Annotated in this window: 16 protein-coding genes; 7 read left to right on the top strand and 9 right to left on the bottom strand. The window is 63.0% G+C overall.

Annotated elements, in window-relative coordinates:
- Positions 1–18 precede the first annotated feature (18 nt).
- The 5 genes from MKD49_RS10920 to MKD49_RS10900 are packed head-to-tail and all read right to left on the bottom strand — an operon-like array spanning position 19 to position 5359.
- A complete protein-coding gene (locus MKD49_RS10920; RefSeq protein WP_252696266.1) occupies positions 19–996 on the bottom strand; it encodes an ABC transporter ATP-binding protein in 978 nt (325 codons plus the stop codon).
- 19 nt (positions 997–1015) lie between these two features.
- Positions 1016–1975 carry an ABC transporter ATP-binding protein gene (locus MKD49_RS10915; RefSeq protein WP_252696265.1) on the bottom strand — a complete coding sequence of 320 codons (960 nt, stop codon included), beginning with the start codon at positions 1973–1975 and terminating at the stop codon, positions 1016–1018.
- 9 nt (positions 1976–1984) lie between these two features.
- Positions 1985–2860 (bottom strand): ABC transporter permease, encoded by an 876-nt coding sequence (locus MKD49_RS10910; RefSeq protein WP_227022618.1) that lies wholly within the window; start codon positions 2858–2860, stop codon positions 1985–1987.
- Positions 2861–2897: 37 nt separating this feature from the next.
- Entirely contained in the window at positions 2898–3854 is a 957-nt protein-coding gene (locus tag MKD49_RS10905) for an ABC transporter permease (protein WP_209533253.1), read from the bottom strand.
- Positions 3855–3859: 5 nt separating this feature from the next.
- A complete protein-coding gene (locus MKD49_RS10900) occupies positions 3860–5359 on the bottom strand; it encodes an ABC transporter substrate-binding protein (RefSeq protein WP_252696264.1) in 1500 nt (499 codons plus the stop codon).
- A 428-nt stretch (positions 5360–5787) separates the two neighbouring features.
- On the opposite strand from MKD49_RS10900, the gene MKD49_RS10895 reads away from it, so the two are divergent.
- Complete coding sequence (locus MKD49_RS10895; RefSeq protein ID WP_039786512.1) at positions 5788–6249, top strand: MarR family winged helix-turn-helix transcriptional regulator; 462 nt, start codon at positions 5788–5790, stop codon at positions 6247–6249.
- 387 nt (positions 6250–6636) lie between these two features.
- Positions 6637–7656 carry an alpha/beta hydrolase gene (locus MKD49_RS10890; RefSeq protein ID WP_039786511.1) on the top strand — a complete coding sequence of 340 codons (1020 nt, stop codon included), beginning with the start codon at positions 6637–6639 and terminating at the stop codon, positions 7654–7656.
- Between the two features lie 254 nt (positions 7657–7910).
- On the opposite strand, the gene MKD49_RS10885 is transcribed toward MKD49_RS10890, so the two are convergent.
- Positions 7911–8579: an alpha/beta hydrolase gene (locus MKD49_RS10885; protein WP_209533251.1), complete on the bottom strand. Its 669-nt coding sequence runs from the start codon at positions 8577–8579 to the stop codon at positions 7911–7913.
- Positions 8580–8757: 178 nt separating this feature from the next.
- Here MKD49_RS10885 and MKD49_RS10880 point away from each other — a divergent pair, with 178 nt between their 5' ends.
- Positions 8758–9420: a hypothetical protein gene (locus MKD49_RS10880; RefSeq protein WP_204725329.1), complete on the top strand. Its 663-nt coding sequence runs from the start codon at positions 8758–8760 to the stop codon at positions 9418–9420.
- 44 nt (positions 9421–9464) lie between these two features.
- Here the strand turns inward: MKD49_RS10880 and mog are convergent, their stop codons facing one another.
- Both mog and yjgA read right to left on the bottom strand, forming a co-directional pair.
- Positions 9465–10094, bottom strand: a complete 630-nt coding sequence (mog, locus tag MKD49_RS10875; protein WP_252696263.1) for a molybdopterin adenylyltransferase — start codon at positions 10092–10094, stop codon at positions 9465–9467.
- On the bottom strand, positions 10084–10689 hold the full coding sequence (yjgA, locus tag MKD49_RS10870; protein ID WP_034335392.1) for a ribosome biogenesis factor YjgA: 606 nt from the start codon (positions 10687–10689) through the stop codon (positions 10084–10086). Before yjgA ends, mog begins: the two co-directional genes overlap by 11 nt.
- 75 nt (positions 10690–10764) lie before the next feature.
- Between yjgA and pmbA the strand changes: the two genes are divergently transcribed.
- The 3 genes from pmbA (at position 10765) to MKD49_RS10855 (ending at position 14381) form a co-directional block, all read left to right on the top strand.
- Positions 10765–12129, top strand: coding sequence for a metalloprotease PmbA (pmbA, locus tag MKD49_RS10865; protein ID WP_034335393.1), 1365 nt, complete (start codon positions 10765–10767; stop codon positions 12127–12129).
- 80 nt (positions 12130–12209) lie between these two features.
- Complete coding sequence (locus tag MKD49_RS10860) at positions 12210–12701, top strand: GNAT family N-acetyltransferase (RefSeq protein ID WP_051057585.1); 492 nt, start codon at positions 12210–12212, stop codon at positions 12699–12701.
- An 81-nt stretch (positions 12702–12782) separates the two neighbouring features.
- Positions 12783–14381: an MDR family MFS transporter gene (locus MKD49_RS10855; protein WP_121039382.1), complete on the top strand. Its 1599-nt coding sequence runs from the start codon at positions 12783–12785 to the stop codon at positions 14379–14381.
- A gap of 65 nt (positions 14382–14446) precedes the next feature.
- Here MKD49_RS10855 and MKD49_RS10850 read toward each other — a convergent pair whose 3' ends face one another.
- Positions 14447–15940: a deoxyribodipyrimidine photo-lyase gene (locus MKD49_RS10850; protein WP_252696262.1), complete on the bottom strand. Its 1494-nt coding sequence runs from the start codon at positions 15938–15940 to the stop codon at positions 14447–14449.
- A 242-nt stretch (positions 15941–16182) separates the two neighbouring features.
- On the opposite strand from MKD49_RS10850, the gene MKD49_RS10845 reads away from it, so the two are divergent.
- Positions 16183–17724 (top strand): methyl-accepting chemotaxis protein, encoded by a 1542-nt coding sequence (locus tag MKD49_RS10845; RefSeq protein WP_252696261.1) that lies wholly within the window; start codon positions 16183–16185, stop codon positions 17722–17724.
- Positions 17725–17837: the final 113 nt, after the last annotated feature.

The raw sequence follows: 17837 nt of genomic DNA, 5'->3' as shown, positions 1-17837 counted from the left end.
TATCGGGTAGCTTGCGTATTACGTGGGGCGCAGCGTCAGCTCGGTCCGGCTCAGGTGGCAGGCTACGGTATGGGTGGCACTGACCTTGACCGCAGGCGGTGCTTCGGTCTTGCACACCTCCATGCAGGACGGGCAGCGTGGATGGAAATGACAGCCCGAGGGCGGGGCGGCCGGGTTGGGGATGCTGCCCTGCAGGATGATGCGCTCACGCTGTTGGCGCGGATGTTCACGTGGTATGGCCGACAGCAGCGCCTGCGTGTAGGGATGGCGCGGCCGGGTGTAGACCTCTTCACATGTGCCCGATTCCACCATGCGTCCGAGATACATCACGCCGATGCTGTCGCTGACATGGCGGATCACGGCCAGGTCGTGCGAGACGAAAAGATAGGTCAACCCCAGCTCCTGCTGCAACTCACGCAGAAGATTCAGGATCTGCGCCTGGATCGAGACATCGAGGGCCGACACGGCTTCATCGGCCACCACCAGCTTGGGCCGCGTGATGATGGCGCGGGCAATGCCTACGCGCTGGCGCTGGCCACCGGAGAATTCATGCGGATGGCGCGCCGCGTAGGCCGGGTTGAGCCCGACCATCTCCAGTGCCTCGGCCACCTTGCGCTTGCGGGTGGCGCGGTCGTGCAGCTTGTGCACGATCAAGGGTTCTTCCAGCACTTCGCCAATGGTCATCCGCGGGTTCAGCGAGGCATACGGGTCCTGGAACACCATCTGCATGTGACGGCGCATGGTGCGCAGCTGGCCCTCGGGCAGCAGGGTCAGTTCCTGGCCCATGAAGCGCACGCTGCCTTCGCTGGGTTCGATCAGGCGCAGCACGCTGCGCCCGGTGGTGGACTTGCCGCAGCCGGATTCACCGACCAGGCCCAGGGTCTGGCCTTCAGCCAGGCTGAAGGAGACATCGTCAACAGCCTTGACGGTGCTGCTGCCGGAAGCGAAATATTTTTTCAGTCCGTGGACTTCGAGCAGGGGAGGAAGTGTCGTCATGATCGGGCCTTCTATACCTTCAATGCGGATACCAGCAGCGCACGCTGTGGCCATCACCCAGGTTTTCCAATGCCGGCATCTCCTGGCGGCAGATGTCCTGGGCGCGCGCGCAACGAGCGGCGAAGCGGCAGCCTTGCGTGACGGTGCCGGGCGGCGGCACGCTGCCAGGGATGGCGGTCAGGGGCGCACCGGGCGTAGCATCCAGCGCCGGTCGTGCGCGCATCAGTGCATGCGTATAAGGATGGGCGGGGCGGTCGAAAAGATCTTCCACGCTGCTCTGCTCCACCACCTGTCCGGCATACATCACCACCACGCGCTGGCACATCTCAGCCACTACGCCCAAGTCGTGGGTGATCATGAGGATGGAGGTCTTCTGCTCGCGCTTGAGGTCGCGCATCAGGTCGAGGATCTGCGCCTGGATGGTCACGTCCAGTGCAGTCGTCGGTTCATCGCAGATCAACAGGCGCGGCTGGCACAGCAAGGCCATGGCGATCATGACGCGCTGGCGCATGCCGCCGGAGAGGCTGTGCGGATATTCGTCCACCAGTTGCGCCGCGCGCGAGAGGCCCACGCGTTCCAGCATGGCGACGACCTTGGCGTCGATCTCCTGGCGCGGCAGGGAGGTGTGGATGCGCAGCATCTCGCCCAATTGCTCGCCGATGCGATGCAGCGGGTTCAGCGAGGTCATCGGCTCCTGGAAGATCATGGCGATCTCCTTGCCGCGGATGCTGCGCAGGGTGGCATCATCGGCCTGCAGCAGGTCGCGCTCGCCAAAGCGGATCGCACCCGACAGCCTGGCCTGGCTGGCCATGGGGAACAGGCGCAGGATGGACAGGGAGGTGACGCTCTTGCCGCAGCCGGATTCACCCAGCAGGCCCACGGTTTCGTCCTGGCCCAGTGAGAAGGAAACGCCATCGACGGGCGCAACGCGGCGGCCGTGGCTGAGGAATTCGATCTTGAGATTCTCGATGGTGAGCATGGCGGTTCCTCAGCGGCTCAGTTTGGGATCGAACACTTCACGGATGCCATCGCCCAGCAGGTTGAAGCCCAGCACCACCAGGAAGATCGCCAGGCCCGGCCACATGGCCAGCATCGGCGTGGTGTTCAGGTAGCCCTGGGCGATGTGCAGCATGGAACCCCAGCTCGGATCTTCCGGCTTGGCCCCCAGGCCGAGATAGGACAGCCCGGCTTCGGCGATGATGGCCGTGCCCATGGCAAAGGTGGCCTGGATCACCAGGGGCGCCAGCGAATTGGGGAGGATGTAGCGCCACATGATGCGCAGGTGCCCGGCACCGATGGAGCGCGCCGCCATCACGTAGTCGAGGTTGCGGATGGTCATGGCCTGCCCGCGTGCCAGCCGCACGAAGGACGAGGTGAAGCCGATGCCGACGGCCACCATGGCGTTGTAGAAACCGCCCCCCAGCGCGGCGGCCAGGGCCAGCGCCAGGATCAGCGAAGGAAAGGCTTGTAGCGCATCGACCACGCGCATGACGATGGCATCGACCGCGCCGCGATAGTAGCCGCTGACGATGCCGATGGGCACGCCCAGTGAGAAGGCCAGCCCGACCGAGATCAGCGCGGCCTGCAGCGAGATGCGCGAACCGTACAGCATGCGGGTGTAGATGTCGCGGCCCAGGTCATCCGTACCGAGCCAGTGCTCGGCGCTGGGGCCAGACAGCAGGTTGCCGTAGTCCTGGTCAAAGATGGGATCGTACCGGGCCAGTACCGGTGCAGTGATGGCCAACAGTACCAGTACAGTGATGATCACCGCACCGATCACCGCCAGACGGTTGCGGCTGAAGCGGCGCAGGGTACGCCAGCGGGGCAGCGCCGGCAGGGCCTGCGCAGGGGAGGGAGAGTTCATGTCGGGAGACGTCATGGTTGGAGGCGTTGGGCAGACTTCAGCGGGCGATGCGCGGGTCGATCACGCTGTAGAGCAGGTCCACGCACAGGTTGACGATGACCACCATGACGGTGGCGGCCAGTACACCGGCCTGTACAGTCACGTAGTCGCGCTGGAAGATGGCGTCGACGATCATCTTGCCCATGCCGGGAATGCCGAAGATGCTTTCGGTGATGACCAGTCCGCCCAGCATGCCCGAGACCATCAGGCCGCTGGCCGTGACCACCGGGATCATGGCATTGCGCAGCGCATGGCCCAGCACCACCTGCCAGTCGCGCAGGCCCTTGGAGAAGGCGGTGCGGATGTAATCCTCGTTGAGCACTTCCAGCAAACTGCTGCGCACCATGCGCATGAGGATGGCCGATTCACGCAGGCCGGTCACAACCATGGGCATGATCATGGCGATCAGGTTGGCGTGCCAGTCCACCGACAGCGGCACGAAGCCTGAGGCCGGCAGCCAGCCCAGCTTCACTGCAAACAGGATGATGAACAGCATGCCCAGCCAGAAGTGCGGTACTGACATGCCGAACAAGGCAATCAAGGTGCCGACCGCATTGGCCCAGCCGCGCGGGCGGGCCGCCGACAGGATGCCGGCCGGCACCGCAATGACGACCGCCACCAGGAAGCTGCCGATGGCCAGTTCGATGGTCACCGGCAGGCGCTGCCACAAGGCATCGGCCACCGGGGTGTTGTCGATGAAGGAGCGGCCCAGGTCGCCATGCAGCACCGCCCACAGCCAGCGCCCGTACTGCACCAGCAGCGGATCATCCAGCCCCAGTTTCAGGCGCAGGGCGGCGGCCGCTTCCGGCGTGGCTTCCATGCCGAGGATGGCGGCCACCGGATCACCCGGCAGCACCGCCAGCAGGGAAAACACCACCATGCTCACCAGCAGCAGGGTAGGGACCGACAGCAGCAGGCGCTGGGCCAGCTTGGGCAGCTTGATCGTCGTGGCCATGGGACTTACTTGGACACGGTCGCAGTGCGGATCACGCCATCGGGCACGTACTGGAAGCCCTTGACCGACTTGGCGATACCGAACAGCACGTTGTCATGCACGGTGTAGACGTAGGGCACTTCCTTGACCAGGATCGCCATCGCTTGGTCATAGAGCGCCTTGCGCTTGGCCTGGTCGCCTTCCACGCGGGCCTGCTGCAGCAGGTCGTCCACCTCCTTGGACCCGAAGTGTGAATAGTTCAGCGAGCCGTTGGTGGTGACGAAGTCATAGATGTTCTGGTCCGGATCGGGGCGGCCGCTCCAGCCCACGAACAGGCCTTCGAAGTTGCCGGTCTTGCCGGCCTCAATCTGGGTGGCCAGTTCGGTCTTCTCCAGCGTGACGGTGATGCCGGCCGGGCGCAGCATGCCCTGGATCATCTGGCCGACTTGCAATTCATCGGGCGTGGTCGGCAGGGTCAGCTTGAAGCTGAAGCCGCCTTCCTTGCCGGCGGCCTTGAGCAGGGCCTTGGCGCGGGCCACGTCGACCTTGGGCGGCACGTCGCTGGGGCCATTGGCAAACTGCGCCTTGGAGAAGGGCGAATGGCCGGCGGCCACTGCATTGTTGTAGACCACCTTGGCGATGGCGTTGCGGTCGATCAGGATATCCACGGCTTCGCGCACTTCCTTCTTGTCGAAGGGCGGCTTGCCGGTGTTCATGTAGAAGCCACGGAAGCCCAGCGACGGCTTGTTGAGCACCGTGTAGCTGGCGTTGGCCGGGACGTTGGTGATTTCCTTGTAGGGAAAGCGGTTGCTGATGTCGACCTGGCCGCTGCGCAGGTTGTTGAAGGCCACATTGACGTCCGGCATGATCTTGTAGACCACTTCATCCACCTTGGGCAGGCCGGCACGCCAGTAGTCGGGATTCTTCTTGAGCGTGATGGTGGCGCCCTTGAGGCGGCCTTCGTAGACGAAGGGGCCGGTACCGACCGGATGGTTGACGTAGTCTTCTCCGTATTTCTTCACGGCGGCCGGTGACGACATCATGCCGGCGCGATCGGTGAGGATGGAGAGGAAGGGCGCGAAGGGCGTCGACAGGTCCAGCTTGATGGTGTGCTCATCCACCACCGTGATCTTGCTGACGTATTTCAGTTCGTTGCGGCGCAGGGAGGTTTTCTCCTGGCCGCGCAGCAGGTTGAATTCCACCGCCTTGGCATCGAAGGGCGTGCCGTCCTGGAATTTGACGCCCTTGCGCAGATACAGCGTGTAGGTTTTCTGATCCTCGGACACGGTCCAGCGCTCGGCCAGCATGGGGATGATCTTGCCCTCGCCATCCAGGTCCACCAGCTTGTCGAAGATGCTCTGGTAGACGATGCGCTCGTTGAGCATGGAGGACTGCGTGGGGTCGAGCTTGCCGGGGTCGGCGTCCAGCGAGATATTGAGCGTCACCGCCCAGGCGGGCAGGGTACAGGCGGCCAGCACGGCCGAGGACATCGCGGACAGCAGGAAACGGGAGACACGCTGGTTCATTCGTTTTTCCTTTCAGAAGTCATCACGGATCGAGCGCAACCGGCCTGGGCGGCAAGCCCGCCTGCCACGGCCATCGGGCCAGCTTAGGCGATGGACATGGTGAAGGCAAGCACGGATACGTCAATGTATACAACGAAGAAGACATGCAGGAAGCGTGCCATGGCGTCAGCTTCGCGTCAGTCGGCAAGCTTGTATCAGTAGCCGGGAATGCAGGCGGGGCGGTCCTCCCGCCGGATGGCTGCGACGAGGGAAATGGCGTGCAAGGTTGCGCATCAGTCCATCGTGCCAGTGCAGGCCTGCTTCGCGATGGTGCGCAATCGGGGCCCAGTCCGCCCGAGGAAGGGGCGTGGCGAAGTGGCGACGGCCAAGCGTAAATATTTTGATTAAGTCGCTTGCTATTTAATTTTGGCCTCGCTAAACTGCGCTGCATGAATTCGAAAACAGACAAACGCAAGTCGGCCCCGCTGCTGGATGCCCAGTTGTGTTTTGCGCTGTACTCGACTTCGCTGTCGATGAGCAAGCTCTATCGCAAGCTGTTGCGCAACATGGGCATCACCTATTCGCAGTATCTGGTGCTGATGGTGTTGTGGGAGCAGGACCAGCTGACGGTGTCCGATATCGGTGAGCGCCTGGTGCTGGATTCAGCCACGCTGACCCCGCTGCTCAAGCGCATGGAAGCGCAGGGCCTGGTGACCCGGGAACGCGCGGCCAGCGATGAACGGCAGGTGGTCATCTCGCTCACTGCAGAAGGTGACAAGCTGCGCGAACAGGCGGTGGAACTGCCCCGTGAAGTGTTGCGGGCAACCGAGTCGACGGCGGCCGAACTGACGGCGATGAAGGAAGAATTGATGGCCTTGCGTGCCCGCTTGCACAAGAATACGGGCGAGTGAGCAGGGCAGGTTGAAGGGATGCGGCGACCAGGCCAAGTCCCTTTTTGAAAGTTAAATATATAGTGCACTACTGAATAGCGCTTTATATTGTTGATGAATTGCTCGCAAGAATGCCAGATAAGCGGCATCGGCAGACGGAACGGAATGGCGGCATTGTCCCGCCCTCCGAGCGGCCGTTATACGCAGAGCCAATAGCGTCAACTAAGTAGTTTGCTATTTAATAGGATTTTAGTTTTATCGTGGTATCGACAGTTTTCCTGGCCACGAACGGCCGGTGCAGTACCGCAGTACCAGGCAGCACAGCAACAAGTACGCAGTTCCCTCGCAGCACTTACCCGGTGAATCCACCGATTCGCTCATCTGAGATTAGAGAAAAGGAAGAAGATCATGACCTCGTTCAAGCAACTCGCCGCCGTCGCCGCCATCGGCCTGGTTTTTGGCAATGCCTATGCCGCCGGTGATGCCGGTGTGGAACCGACCACCCAATCCTTCTTGCAGGCGCTGGAAGCCGGCGGTGGCAAGCCCCTGGAACAGCTCTCGCCGCAGGATGCGCGCGCCGTGCTGGTCGGTGCGCAAGCCAGCGTGAAGCTGGAACTGCCCAAGGCAGACGTGTCGGAAAAGACCATCACCGCCGACGGCCAGCAGATCAAGCTGACCATCGTGCGTCCGGCGGGCGTGACCAAGACCCTGCCGGCCTTCATGTTCTTCCACGGCGGCGGCTGGGTGCTGGGCGACTTCCCGACCCACGAACGCCTGGTGCGTGACCTGGTGGCCAACTCGGGTGCGGTGGCCGTGTTCGTGAACTACACGCCGTCGCCGGAAGCCGGCTACGGCGTGGCCATCAACCAGGCGTATGCCGCCACCAAGTGGGTGGCCGAGCACGGCAAGGAAATCAAGGTCGATGGCAAGCGCCTGGCCGTGGCCGGCAACAGCGTCGGTGGCAACATGGCTGCGGTCGTGGCCCTGATGGCCAAGGACAAGGGCGGCCCCGCCCTGCGTTCGGAAGTGCTGCTGTGGCCGGTGACCGATGCCAACTTCGAAACGGCTTCCTACAACCAGTTCGCCAATGGCTACTTCCTCACCAAGAACATGATGAAGTGGTTCTGGGACAGCTACACCACCGACGCCGCCAAGCGCAAGGAAATCACCGCCTCGCCCTTGAATGCGACCCCGGCGCAACTGGCCGGCCTGCCGCCGACCCTGATCCAGACCGCCGAAAACGACGTGCTGCGTGATGAAGGCGAGGCCTATGGCCGCAAGCTGCAAGCCGCCGGCGTGGCCGTGACCAGCGTGCGCTACAACGGCATGATCCACGACTTCGGCCTGCTCAACGTACTGGCCAAGGTGCCTGCCGTGCAGACCGCGATGCGCCAGGCGGGCGAGGAACTGAAGTTCCGCCTGAAGTGATTGCAAGGCGGTCCTGCGGGTGAAACCGCAGCGAGCCGTTCTCCAAATGGTCAAGGCCCCGGCGCATGCAAGCGTCCGGAGCCTTGTTTCTTCGCGTCTGCGCACGTGTCGACCGTTCGTCCTGAGTAGGCCCGCACGGGCCGTATCGAAGGTGCACAGGCCGTAGCGCCTTCGATACGCGGCAGTCGCCGCTACTCAGGACGAACGGGTAGCGGAACGCAAACGCAATTTTGCGTACCTTTGCAAATCAATCTTTATGCCAGCACGCGTGTGAGCCAGGCGCCAATATCCTCGACCTCCTCACCGCACACCGAATGCTGCATCGGATAGTCATGCCACTCGACCTTGTGGCCCAGCTGGGTAAGCAATTCGCGCGACTTGACGGCGCGCTCCAGCACCACCACCGGATCCATGGTGCCGTGGGCCATGAAGATGGGGGTGTCATGGTTGGCACCGTGGCGTTCGGCTTCGATGGTGGCGGCCAGCGGCAGATAGCCGGACAGGCACATCAGGCCGGCCAGGCGTTCCGGATGACGCAGGCCGGTCTGCAAGGTCATGGCGCAGCCTTGCGAGAAACCGGCCAGCACGATGCGCTCGGCGGGGATGCCGCGTGCGCGCTCCTGCGCGATCAGCGCTTCAATGGCGGCCTGCGAGGCACGCAGGCCCGGTTCGTCCTCACGGCGGACCAGGTCGGGTGCGAAGATGTCGTACCAGGCGCGCATCACGTAGCCGCCGTTGATGGTCACCGGCATGGTCGGCGCGGTCGGGAAGATGAAACGGATGGGTGGGCAGCCCGACAGGTCCAGCTCGCGCACGATGGGCACGAAGTCCGAACCATCGGCACCCAGGCCGTGCAGCCAGATGACGGAGGCAGTGGGGTTGGGGGCGGTATCGATCTGTATCGTTTCGAGGGGAGCGGACATAAGCGTGCGGTTCCTGTTGCGGTCGGTGGATGAAAGGGCGGGGCGCGGCATTTGTGTCTGTCCCGGCGCGGGAGCACAATACGGCCTTGCCCGTGGTCATGCGCAGCGTCTGTGCTGCAATGGGCTCACATCATACGATGAACGCCGCCGCGATGGCGGCGCTGCAAAAGGAAAACCCATGAAGTGCATCCCATCGCATCGCCTGCTGGCCCCGCTGCTGGCCTTCCTGCTGGCCATGGCACCCCTGGCCGGCCATGCCGAAGCCGAAGGCCGATTGTTCCAGCCGCGCGGCGAAAACCTGATGATCTCGCCTCCGCCGGGCTGGCGGCTGGCCTACATGGACGGCGATCCTGACGGCAATTACGTGGTCGATTTCCTGCCGCCCAACGAAGCGCACGACTCCTGGCGCGAGGGCTACATGGGCGTGCAGCGCCGTGGCTATCCCGATGCCGGACTGGTCGCCAACATCCAGGCGCGCAACCTGACCGTGGCACAGGTGGCCCTGACTGAAGTGATGCAGGGAGCCCAGCGCAATTGCCCGGGCCGCTTCGTGGCGATGGCGCAAAAGGATGGCAGCACCAACAATATTCCCGTCTCTGTCAGCGGCGGCTTCTGCGACCGTACCGGGCCAGTTGCGCCCTATGGCGAGGGAACTGTACTGGCGGTGTATCAGGGCAAGCAGCAACTGTTCGTGGTGCAGTTCAGCTGGCGTCCGCCGACCGAAAACGCCTTCAAGCAGTATCCCTACCGGATCTCGCCGGCAGCGTTGCAACAGTATTTGGATCTGCTGAATGCGGCCACGCTGTGCGGAGGGCCGGATGAGGGGAAGTGTCCGAACTGAGGGGAGGGCAGGCCCGCATCGTGGTGCGGGCCGCTGAGATGCTGTTACTTGCTGGCGGGCCGGATGGCCGACTTGGGACGGAAGGCCTTGCAGACGCTCTCATCGGTTTCGATGTAAGGACCGCCGATGAGGTCGATGCAGTAGGGGATGGCGGCAAAGATGCCGGGCACCTTGACCTTGCCGTCCTGGTCCTTCAATCCTTCCAGTGTTTCGCGGATGGACTTGGGCTGGCCGGGCAGGTTCAGTACCAGTGCAGCATGGCCGTCGGTCTCTCGGATGACGGCGACCTGGCGCGAGAGAATCGCGGTCGGCACGAACTGCAGGCTGATCTGGCGCATCTGTTCGCCAAAGCCGGGCATTTCCTTGGTACCGATGGCCAGCGTGGCTTCGGGCGTGACATCGCGGCGCGACGGGCCGGTGCCACCCGTGGTCAGCACCAAGTCGCAGCGGGCCACATCGACCAGTTCCACCAGGGTCTGTTCGATCTGTGCGCGTTCATCGGGGATCAGTCGCGTCTCGACTTCAAAGGCGCTGGTGAGCGCTTTGCTGAGCCATTCCTGCAGGGCGGGGATGCCCTGGTCCTGGTAGACGCCACCGGAGGCGCGGTCGGAGATGGAGATCAGTCCGACCCGCAGCACCTCACGGGCGATGGGCGTTACAGCCTCAACGCTCATCGTCATCCTGCTCGTCTGCCTCATCCTCGGCGGCTTCGCTCTTGGCGCGTGCAGCCTGCGCCTGCAATTGCTTGAGGATCTGGAAGATTTCGCGGTAAGCCTTGGGCGGCTTGTTTTCCGCCTGCTCCTTGCGGGCATTGCGGATCAGCGTGCGCATGTGCTGCACGTCGACGTCGGGATGGCGGTTCAGCAGTTCGGTCAGCGCCTGGTCATCGGCCAGCAGCTTTTCGCGGCGGCGTTCCAGGGCGTGCATGGCGGCGGTTTCGGCCTTGGAGGCACCGTGCCAGCTGTCGATGGTCTTCTGGATGATGGCGATCTCGTCGGCTTCCAGCGTGCGCATCTTCTTGCCCACGTATTGCATCTGGCGGCGACGGCCTTCGTGGTCCTTGATCTGCTGGCATTCGAGGATGGCGTCGCGCACGTCTTCGGGCATGGGGACGCGCTTGACGCGGTCGCGCGGTTCATTGACCAGCGATTCGCCGAGCTTTTGCAGGGCATCCATCTCGCGCTTGAGCTGGGACTTGGAGGGGCGGTCGTATTCCTGTTCGAATTCGCTGGATTGGAATCCGACAGCACCGCGATTGGCATTGGGCATATCGTGACTTCGAGAAATAAAGCTTAACGGCTGCTATGATAACCGTTTTACCCGCATTTCAGAGAAAACAGGCTCATGAGCGATACCCCATTCACGCACAGTCAGGACCAGTTGAAGCAGTTGGCGCAGGATGTCCTGCGTTATGCCCGGGACAAGGGCGCCTCGGACGCCGCCGTCGACATCAGCGAGGGCAGCGGCCTGTCGGTAGCGGTGCGCAAGGGCAAGATCGAGACCATCGAGCAGAACAAGGACAAGGGCATCGGCGTGACCGTGTTCCTCGGAGAAGGCCGCCAGGTGCGGCGCGGCAACGCCAGCACCTCGGATTTCTCGCAGCAGGCATTGAAGGAAACGGTCGAGGCCGCCTACAACATCGCACGCTTCACCGCCATCGATGACTGCGCCGGCCTGCCCGACGCCGAGATGCTGGAAATGGCCCCGCGCGACCTGAAACTGTTTTCGCCGTGGAATATTTCCGCCGAAGAAGCTGTGGCGCTGGCCCAACGCTGCGAAACCGCAGCCCTCGAGACCGACCCGCGCATTACCAACAGCGAAGGCGCTGGCGTCTACGTGCAGCACTCGCATTTCATCGCGGCCAACAGCCGTGGTTTCATGGGCGGCTATCCGTTCTCGCGCCACACCATCTCGGTCGCGCCCATCGCCGGCAAGGGCGCGGGCATGCAGCGCGATGACTGGTATTCGTCCAAACGCGATCCGAAGAAACTCGCCAAGCCCGAAGCCATCGGCCGCTACGCTGCCGAACGTGCGCTGGCCCGCCTGAACGCGCGCAAGCTCACGACCCGCAAATGCCCGGTGCTGTTCGAAGCGCCGCTCGCAGCGGGTCTGCTGGGGGCCTTTGTACAAGCGGTGTCGGGCGGTGCGCTGTATCGCAAGTCGACCTTCCTGCTCGATTCGCTGGGTCAGCAGGTTTTCCCCGAGCACATCCAGATCCTGGAAGATCCGCACGTGGTCGGCGGTGTGGGTTCCGCGCCCTTCGATGAAGAAGGCGTGCGCACCGTCAAGCGCGAGGTGATCAAGGATGGCGTGGTGCAGGGCTACTTCCTGTCGACGTATTCTGCTCGCAAGCTGGGCATGCAGACCACCGGCAACTCCGGCGGCTCGCACAACCTGACGCTGCGCTCGGACCTGACCACCAAGGCCGATACCTTCAAGGGCATGCTGAAGAAGATGGGCACCGGGCTGCTGGTGACCGAGCTGATGGGGCAGGGCGTGAACTACGTGACGGGTGACTATTCACGTGGTGCCTCGGGTTATTGGGTCGAGAATGGCGTGATCCAGTATCCGGTGGAAGAAATCACCATCGCGGGCAACATGAAGGACATGCTGCGCCAGATCGTGGCCGTGGGTAACGACACGCTCATTCGCGGCACCAAGGAAACGGGTTCCATCCTGCTGGAAAACATGACCATCGCTGGCGACTGATCGTGCCGCACGCTGCCCGGCCGCCGCTGGCGAGCCGGGTGGCGCCACGGCCGGCGCCGCCCATTTCGGGGAGGCAAGCCATGGACGACATCCACATCCGGCGCGGCTATCTGCCAGGCGCCATCGGACGTGTAGCCGAGCTGCACGCCGCGTATTACACCGAAAACTGGAGCTTCGGCGTGTATTTCGAAGCCCGCATCGCCACCGAACTGGCGGCCTTCATGAGCCGCTACGACGACAGCCGCGATGGCTTCTGGACTGCCACCGTGCATGGCCGCGTCGAAGGTTCGCTGACCATCGACGGCCAGCATGCGCAGCAGCAAGGCGCGTGGCTGCGCTGGTTCATCTCTTCCGAAAAACTGCGCGGTCGCGGCGTGGGTGATGCCCTGCTGACCGAGGCCATCCGTTTCTGCGCGGAGTGTGATTTTCCATCGATTTATCTCTGGACCTTCGAAGGTTTGCACGCCGCGCACAACCTGTACCAGCGCCACGGATTCGTGCTGGCCGAGGAGCGCATCGGCTCGCATTGGGGCGTCAAGCTCAACGAGCAGCGTTACGAACTGCTGCTGTAGCACGCAGGGCAAGCCATGCCATGCGGCGCTAGAATGTCGGATTGGCGCACACGCGCAACTTCGGATATTCATCCTCCGCACATGGCCCTACACACCGACGCCGCCCACTCCAGCGGCCAAGTCCTGCCGTTCCGCGAATCCCTGCTGGCCACGCTGGGCATCTGCTTCGTCATCATGCTGGTGGCCCTGGACCAGACCATCGTCGGCACCGCCCTGCCGACCATCGTGGCTGAACTGAAGGGCTTCGATCTCTATGCCTGGGTCGCCACGGCCTATCTGCTGACCTCGGTCATTACCGTGCCCATCTTCGGACGGCTCGGCGATTACTTCGGGCGCAAGCCGTTCGTGATTGCGTCCATCGTCGTTTTCGTCGGCGCTTCCGCCTTGTGCGGCATGGCCAACAGCATGCTGTTCCTGGTGCTTGCGCGCGGGCTGCAGGGCATCGGTGGCGGCATGCTGGTGGGCACCTGTTTCGCTTCCATCGCTGACCTGTTTCCCGATCCGCGCGTGCGGCTGCGCTGGCAGATCATCCTGTCGGCCTCCTTCGGCATTGCCACGGCTGTCGGTCCTTCGCTGGGCGGCTTCCTCACGCAAGGGCTGGGCTGGCGCTGGGTGTTCTACTGCAACCTGCCCATCGGCGTGCTGTCGCTGTATTTCGTCTGGCGCTTCGTGCCGCATATCCGCCACATGCAACACGCCGGCAAGATGCGGCTGGACTGGCCCGGCGCGCTGCTGATTTCACTGTCGCTGGGCAGCCTGCAATTGCTGGTGGAACTGCTGCCCAAGCGCGGCATCACGGGCGGCATGTTGGTGTTGCTGGCCGTGTCGGTGGCGGCCTTCTACGCCTTGTGGAAGTGGGAGCAGCGCGCCGCGCAGCCCATCCTGCCCTTCGAGATGATGCGCGACAAGGCGCTGGCCAGCCTGTTCGTCTTGTCGGTGCTGGCGGGCTTTGCCATGTTCTCGCTGCTGATGTATGCGCCGTTGCTGTTCCAGGGCGGATTCGGGTTGAGCCCGCGTGAAGCGGGGCTGCTCATCACGCCGCTGGTGGCCTGTATTACCGTGGCCAGCATCGTCAATGGCCGCATCATCACGCGCATTCCCAATCCCAACCTGATGATGAACCTGGGCTTTGCGCTGATTGCTGCTTCCTGTCTCGGCGTGGTGCTGTGTGATCGCACCACCGGCAATGGTTTTTTGCTGACAGTGATGCTGGCCGGTGGTTTCGGGCTGGGACTGGTCTTGCCCAATCTCACCGTATTTGCGCAGCAGGCCGCTGCACGCGAGCACCTGGGTATCGCTACCGCCTTGCTGCAGTCCTTGCGCATGATCGGGGGCATGCTGGGCACGGCCATCACCGGCACGCTGGTGAGCCAGATGTATGGCGCAGGCGTGCAGAAGGCCCTGGAAGGAGATCACGCGGCGCAGTGGCTCAAGGACTTCAGCGATCCCGAAGTGCTGGTCAATCATGACATCCAGTCGGTGCTGCTGGCCCAGCTGATGCAGGCCGGGCATGACGGTTCGGCCTTGCTGGAAGCGGCGCGCGAGGCGCTGGTCGGGGCCATTCACATGGGCATCGCCATTGCCATCGTGGCCGCGCTGGTGGGGTTGTGGATGGTAAGGCGCGTGCCGCCGATCCGCTTTGACCAGGACAAGAAGGTGGAGCCGGTGATGTCGGAATAAGCGGCTGGCCGCATGCAAAAACGGACCCGTGGGTCCGTTTTTTTTTCTTGAGGTGGAGCGTGCGCTTATTCGGTCTTCTCTGTCTTCTTCACCACCGCATAGCGCGCCAGCGTGCGCTCACGCGCCTCGGCATGGTCGACGATAGGGCGCGGATAGTTCGTCCCCAGCGTCACGCCGGCCGACATGCGCTCATCGGGTGTGGCCGTCCACGGCGCATGGATGCGCTTGTCGGACAGCTTGGCCAGTTGCGGCAGATAGCGGCGGATGAACTTGCCGTCCGGATCAAACTTCTCCGATTGCGTGACCGGATTGAAGATGCGGAAGTAGGGCTGCGCATCACAGCCTGAAGACGATGCCCACTGCCAGCCGCCATTGTTGGCCGAGAGGTCGAAGTCGTTGAGATGGATCGCGAAATATTTCTCACCCCAGCGCCAGTCGATGCCCAGGTCCTTGGTGAGGAAACTGGCCACCACCATGCGCAGGCGGTTGTGCATGTAGCCGGTCTGGTTGATCTGGGCCATGGCCGCATCCACCAGCGGATAGCCGGTGCGTCCCTCGCACCAGGCGGCGAACAGTTCTTCGGCATGCTTGCCGTGCTCCCACTTGATCGCATCGTACTCGGGCTTGAAGGCCTTGTCGGTCACGCGCGGATGGTGGTGCAGGATCATGAAATAGAAATCGCGCCAGGTCAGTTCCGACAGCCACACAGCCGCACCGGCCGCGCCTTGGCCCGCATGCATGGCCTGCATCGCAGCCCGCGCGAGCGTGCGGATGGAGACCGTGCCAAAGCGCAGGTGGATCGACAGATAGGACGGACCCTTCACTGCCGGAAAATCGCGCGCCGTGCCGTAGGCACCGATGCGGCCCAGGAAGTCCTCCAGCAGGGCCTCGGCACCGGACATGCCGGTAGAAATGTTCAGTTCCTGCAAATTGCTGGGGTGGAAGCCCAGTGTCTTGTGTGAAGGCAGTCCGTGGTGCGCCTTGCCCGGTGGCTTGGCCAGGGCTTTGAAGTATTTCTCGACCGGATAGGGTTTGAGATAGAAGTCGCCACCGGCGGCGGCCAGCTTGGCCATCCACGCATTCTTGTAAGGGGTGAAAACGGAGAAGGGCTTGGCGGACTGGGTCAGCACCTCATCCTTTTCAAAGATCACCTGGTCCTTGTAGCTCAGCAATTGCGCGCCATGTTTTTTCAGGGCCTTGTCGACCGCCGCATCGCGTTCCACTGCGGCGGGCTCGTAGTCGGTGTTGACGAAGACCGCCTGCACCGCCAGTTCGGCAGCCATTTCCGGAATGCACCTGGCGGCCGCTCCGTGCAGCACGATCAGCCCGCCGCCCGCCTTGCGCAGCGCCTCGTCCAGTTCGGCCACGCTGGCCAGCAGGAAATCAACGCGGCGATCCTGCTCGACACCCTCGGCTTTGAGCGCATCGAGAATGTCGGTATCGAAGACGAACACGCACCACACGGACTGGCTCTGCGAGAGTGCGTAGTAAAGGGCGGCATGATCGGTGTGGCGCAGGTCACGGCGGAACCAGACCAGGGACTTGTCGAATTGGGGCATTGCGTTGGTGTTCTTCTTCAATGGGTTGGTCTTCGCCCCGTGGGGCCAGCGGGATCACATTCCGGCGGTGGCTACTGATTGGTAGCGTTCGTGTGAATGATAAAAGATTTTCATCGATTTGACCCGTCGCATCTCAAGGGGGCTATCGTCTGGCCGATAATGACGCATCCGCATACGATGCGGAGAACGAGGGAGGGCGCTGCGATCCGCATGCGTCTCGTGCAATGGGAGATGGGGAAACAATGAAGAAGATGACGATCGGCACTCGGCTGGGGCTGGGTTTTGCCGCGATTCTGGGTTTGATGCTGGTGATTGCCGCCATTGGCGTGGGGCGGCTGCAGGCGGTGGGGAGCCTCAATGACACGATGGTCAATGATGCGCTGGTCAAGGAGAGGCTGGTCGTTACCTTCTATCGCTCCATCGAACTCAACGTCGGCCGCATCGTGGCGGCCGCCAAGAATCCGGATGTCGAACAGCAGAAGTTCTACAGGCAGGAGATCGGCGCCACCATCAGCAAGAACAATGAGCTGGTCAAGCGCATGGAAGAGCTGATCACCGATGACGCCGGGCGCGCTGCCCTGGCCGAGATCAACGAACGCCGGAAGGTGGTGTTGGCGGCCAATGCGCAGGTCTTCAAGGAAAAGGAGGCGGGCAACGAAGAGGGTGCTCGCAAGGCAGTGGACGAGCAGCTGCTGCCGAGTACGCGCGTCTATCTGGCCGCCATCGACAAGCTGGCCGTGATGCAGTCCGACCGCATCAAGAACCAGACTGCGGAAATTGACAGTCTCTTCCGCAATGCGCGCACGCTCATGATCGTGCTGGGCGCAGTGGCACTGCTGCTGGGCGTGGCGCTGGCATGGGCCATCACCCGGTCGATCACGGCACCGCTGCACAAGGCGGTCAACGTGGCCAGCCGTGTGGCCAACGGCCACCTGGACAACCAGATCGAGGTGCGCAGCCTGGACGAAACCGGCCAGCTCATGCGCGCGCTCAAGGAAATGAATGACAACCTGGTGGGCATCGTCACCCGTGTACGCCAGGGTACGGATACCATCGCCACCGCCTCCAGCGAGATCGCCGATGGCAACCTGGACCTGTCCAATCGCACCGAGCAGCAGGCCAGCTCGCTGGAAGAGACCGCCTCGGCGATGGAAGAACTGACCTCGACCGTGAAGCAGAACGCCGACAACGCACGCCAGGCCAATCAGCTGGCGGTGTCGGCATCGGAGGTGGCGGTACAGGGCGGTTCGGTGGTCTCGGAAGTGGTGGCCACGATGGGCTCGATCAATGATTCCTCGCGCAAGATCGTGGACATCATTGCCGTCATCGATGGCATCGCCTTCCAGACCAATATCCTCGCGCTCAACGCCGCCGTGGAAGCCGCGCGTGCGGGTGAGCAGGGGCGCGGCTTTGCGGTGGTCGCCTCCGAAGTGCGCACGCTGGCGCAGCGCTCTGCCAGCGCGGCCAAGGAGATCAAGGAACTCATCGGCGACTCGGTGGGCAAGGTGGAGGCGGGCAGCAGGCTGGTCGAGCAAGCCGGTTCGACGATGGAAGAGGTGGTGGCCAGCGTGCGCCGCGTGACCGACATCGTGGCCGAAATCACCTCGGCGTCGCAGGAGCAGAGTGACGGGATCGAACAGGTCAACCAGGCCATCAACCTGATGGACGAAGCAACCCAGCAGAATGCGGCGCTGGTGGAGCAGGCGGCTGCGGCGGCGCGGCAGATGCAGGAGCAGGCGGCGGGGCTGAGCGAGACCGTGAGCGTGTTCCGTTTGAGGGGGTAAGAAAATAGAGGGGAGGCGATGATGTCTTGCCCCTATTTTTCTTGAAGTCAAAAAACAAAAAAGGCTAAATGATTTTCATCATTCGGCCTTTTTTGTTTGCTGCCCATGGAGGA

Origin of the sequence: Herbaspirillum sp. WGmk3 (assembly GCF_023952535.1) — a bacterium.
Taxonomy (GTDB): domain Bacteria; phylum Pseudomonadota; class Gammaproteobacteria; order Burkholderiales; family Burkholderiaceae_D; genus Herbaspirillum; species Herbaspirillum huttiense.
The sequence above is the reverse complement of the archived record's forward strand: the minus strand, read 5'-3'. Positions and strand labels throughout refer to the sequence as shown.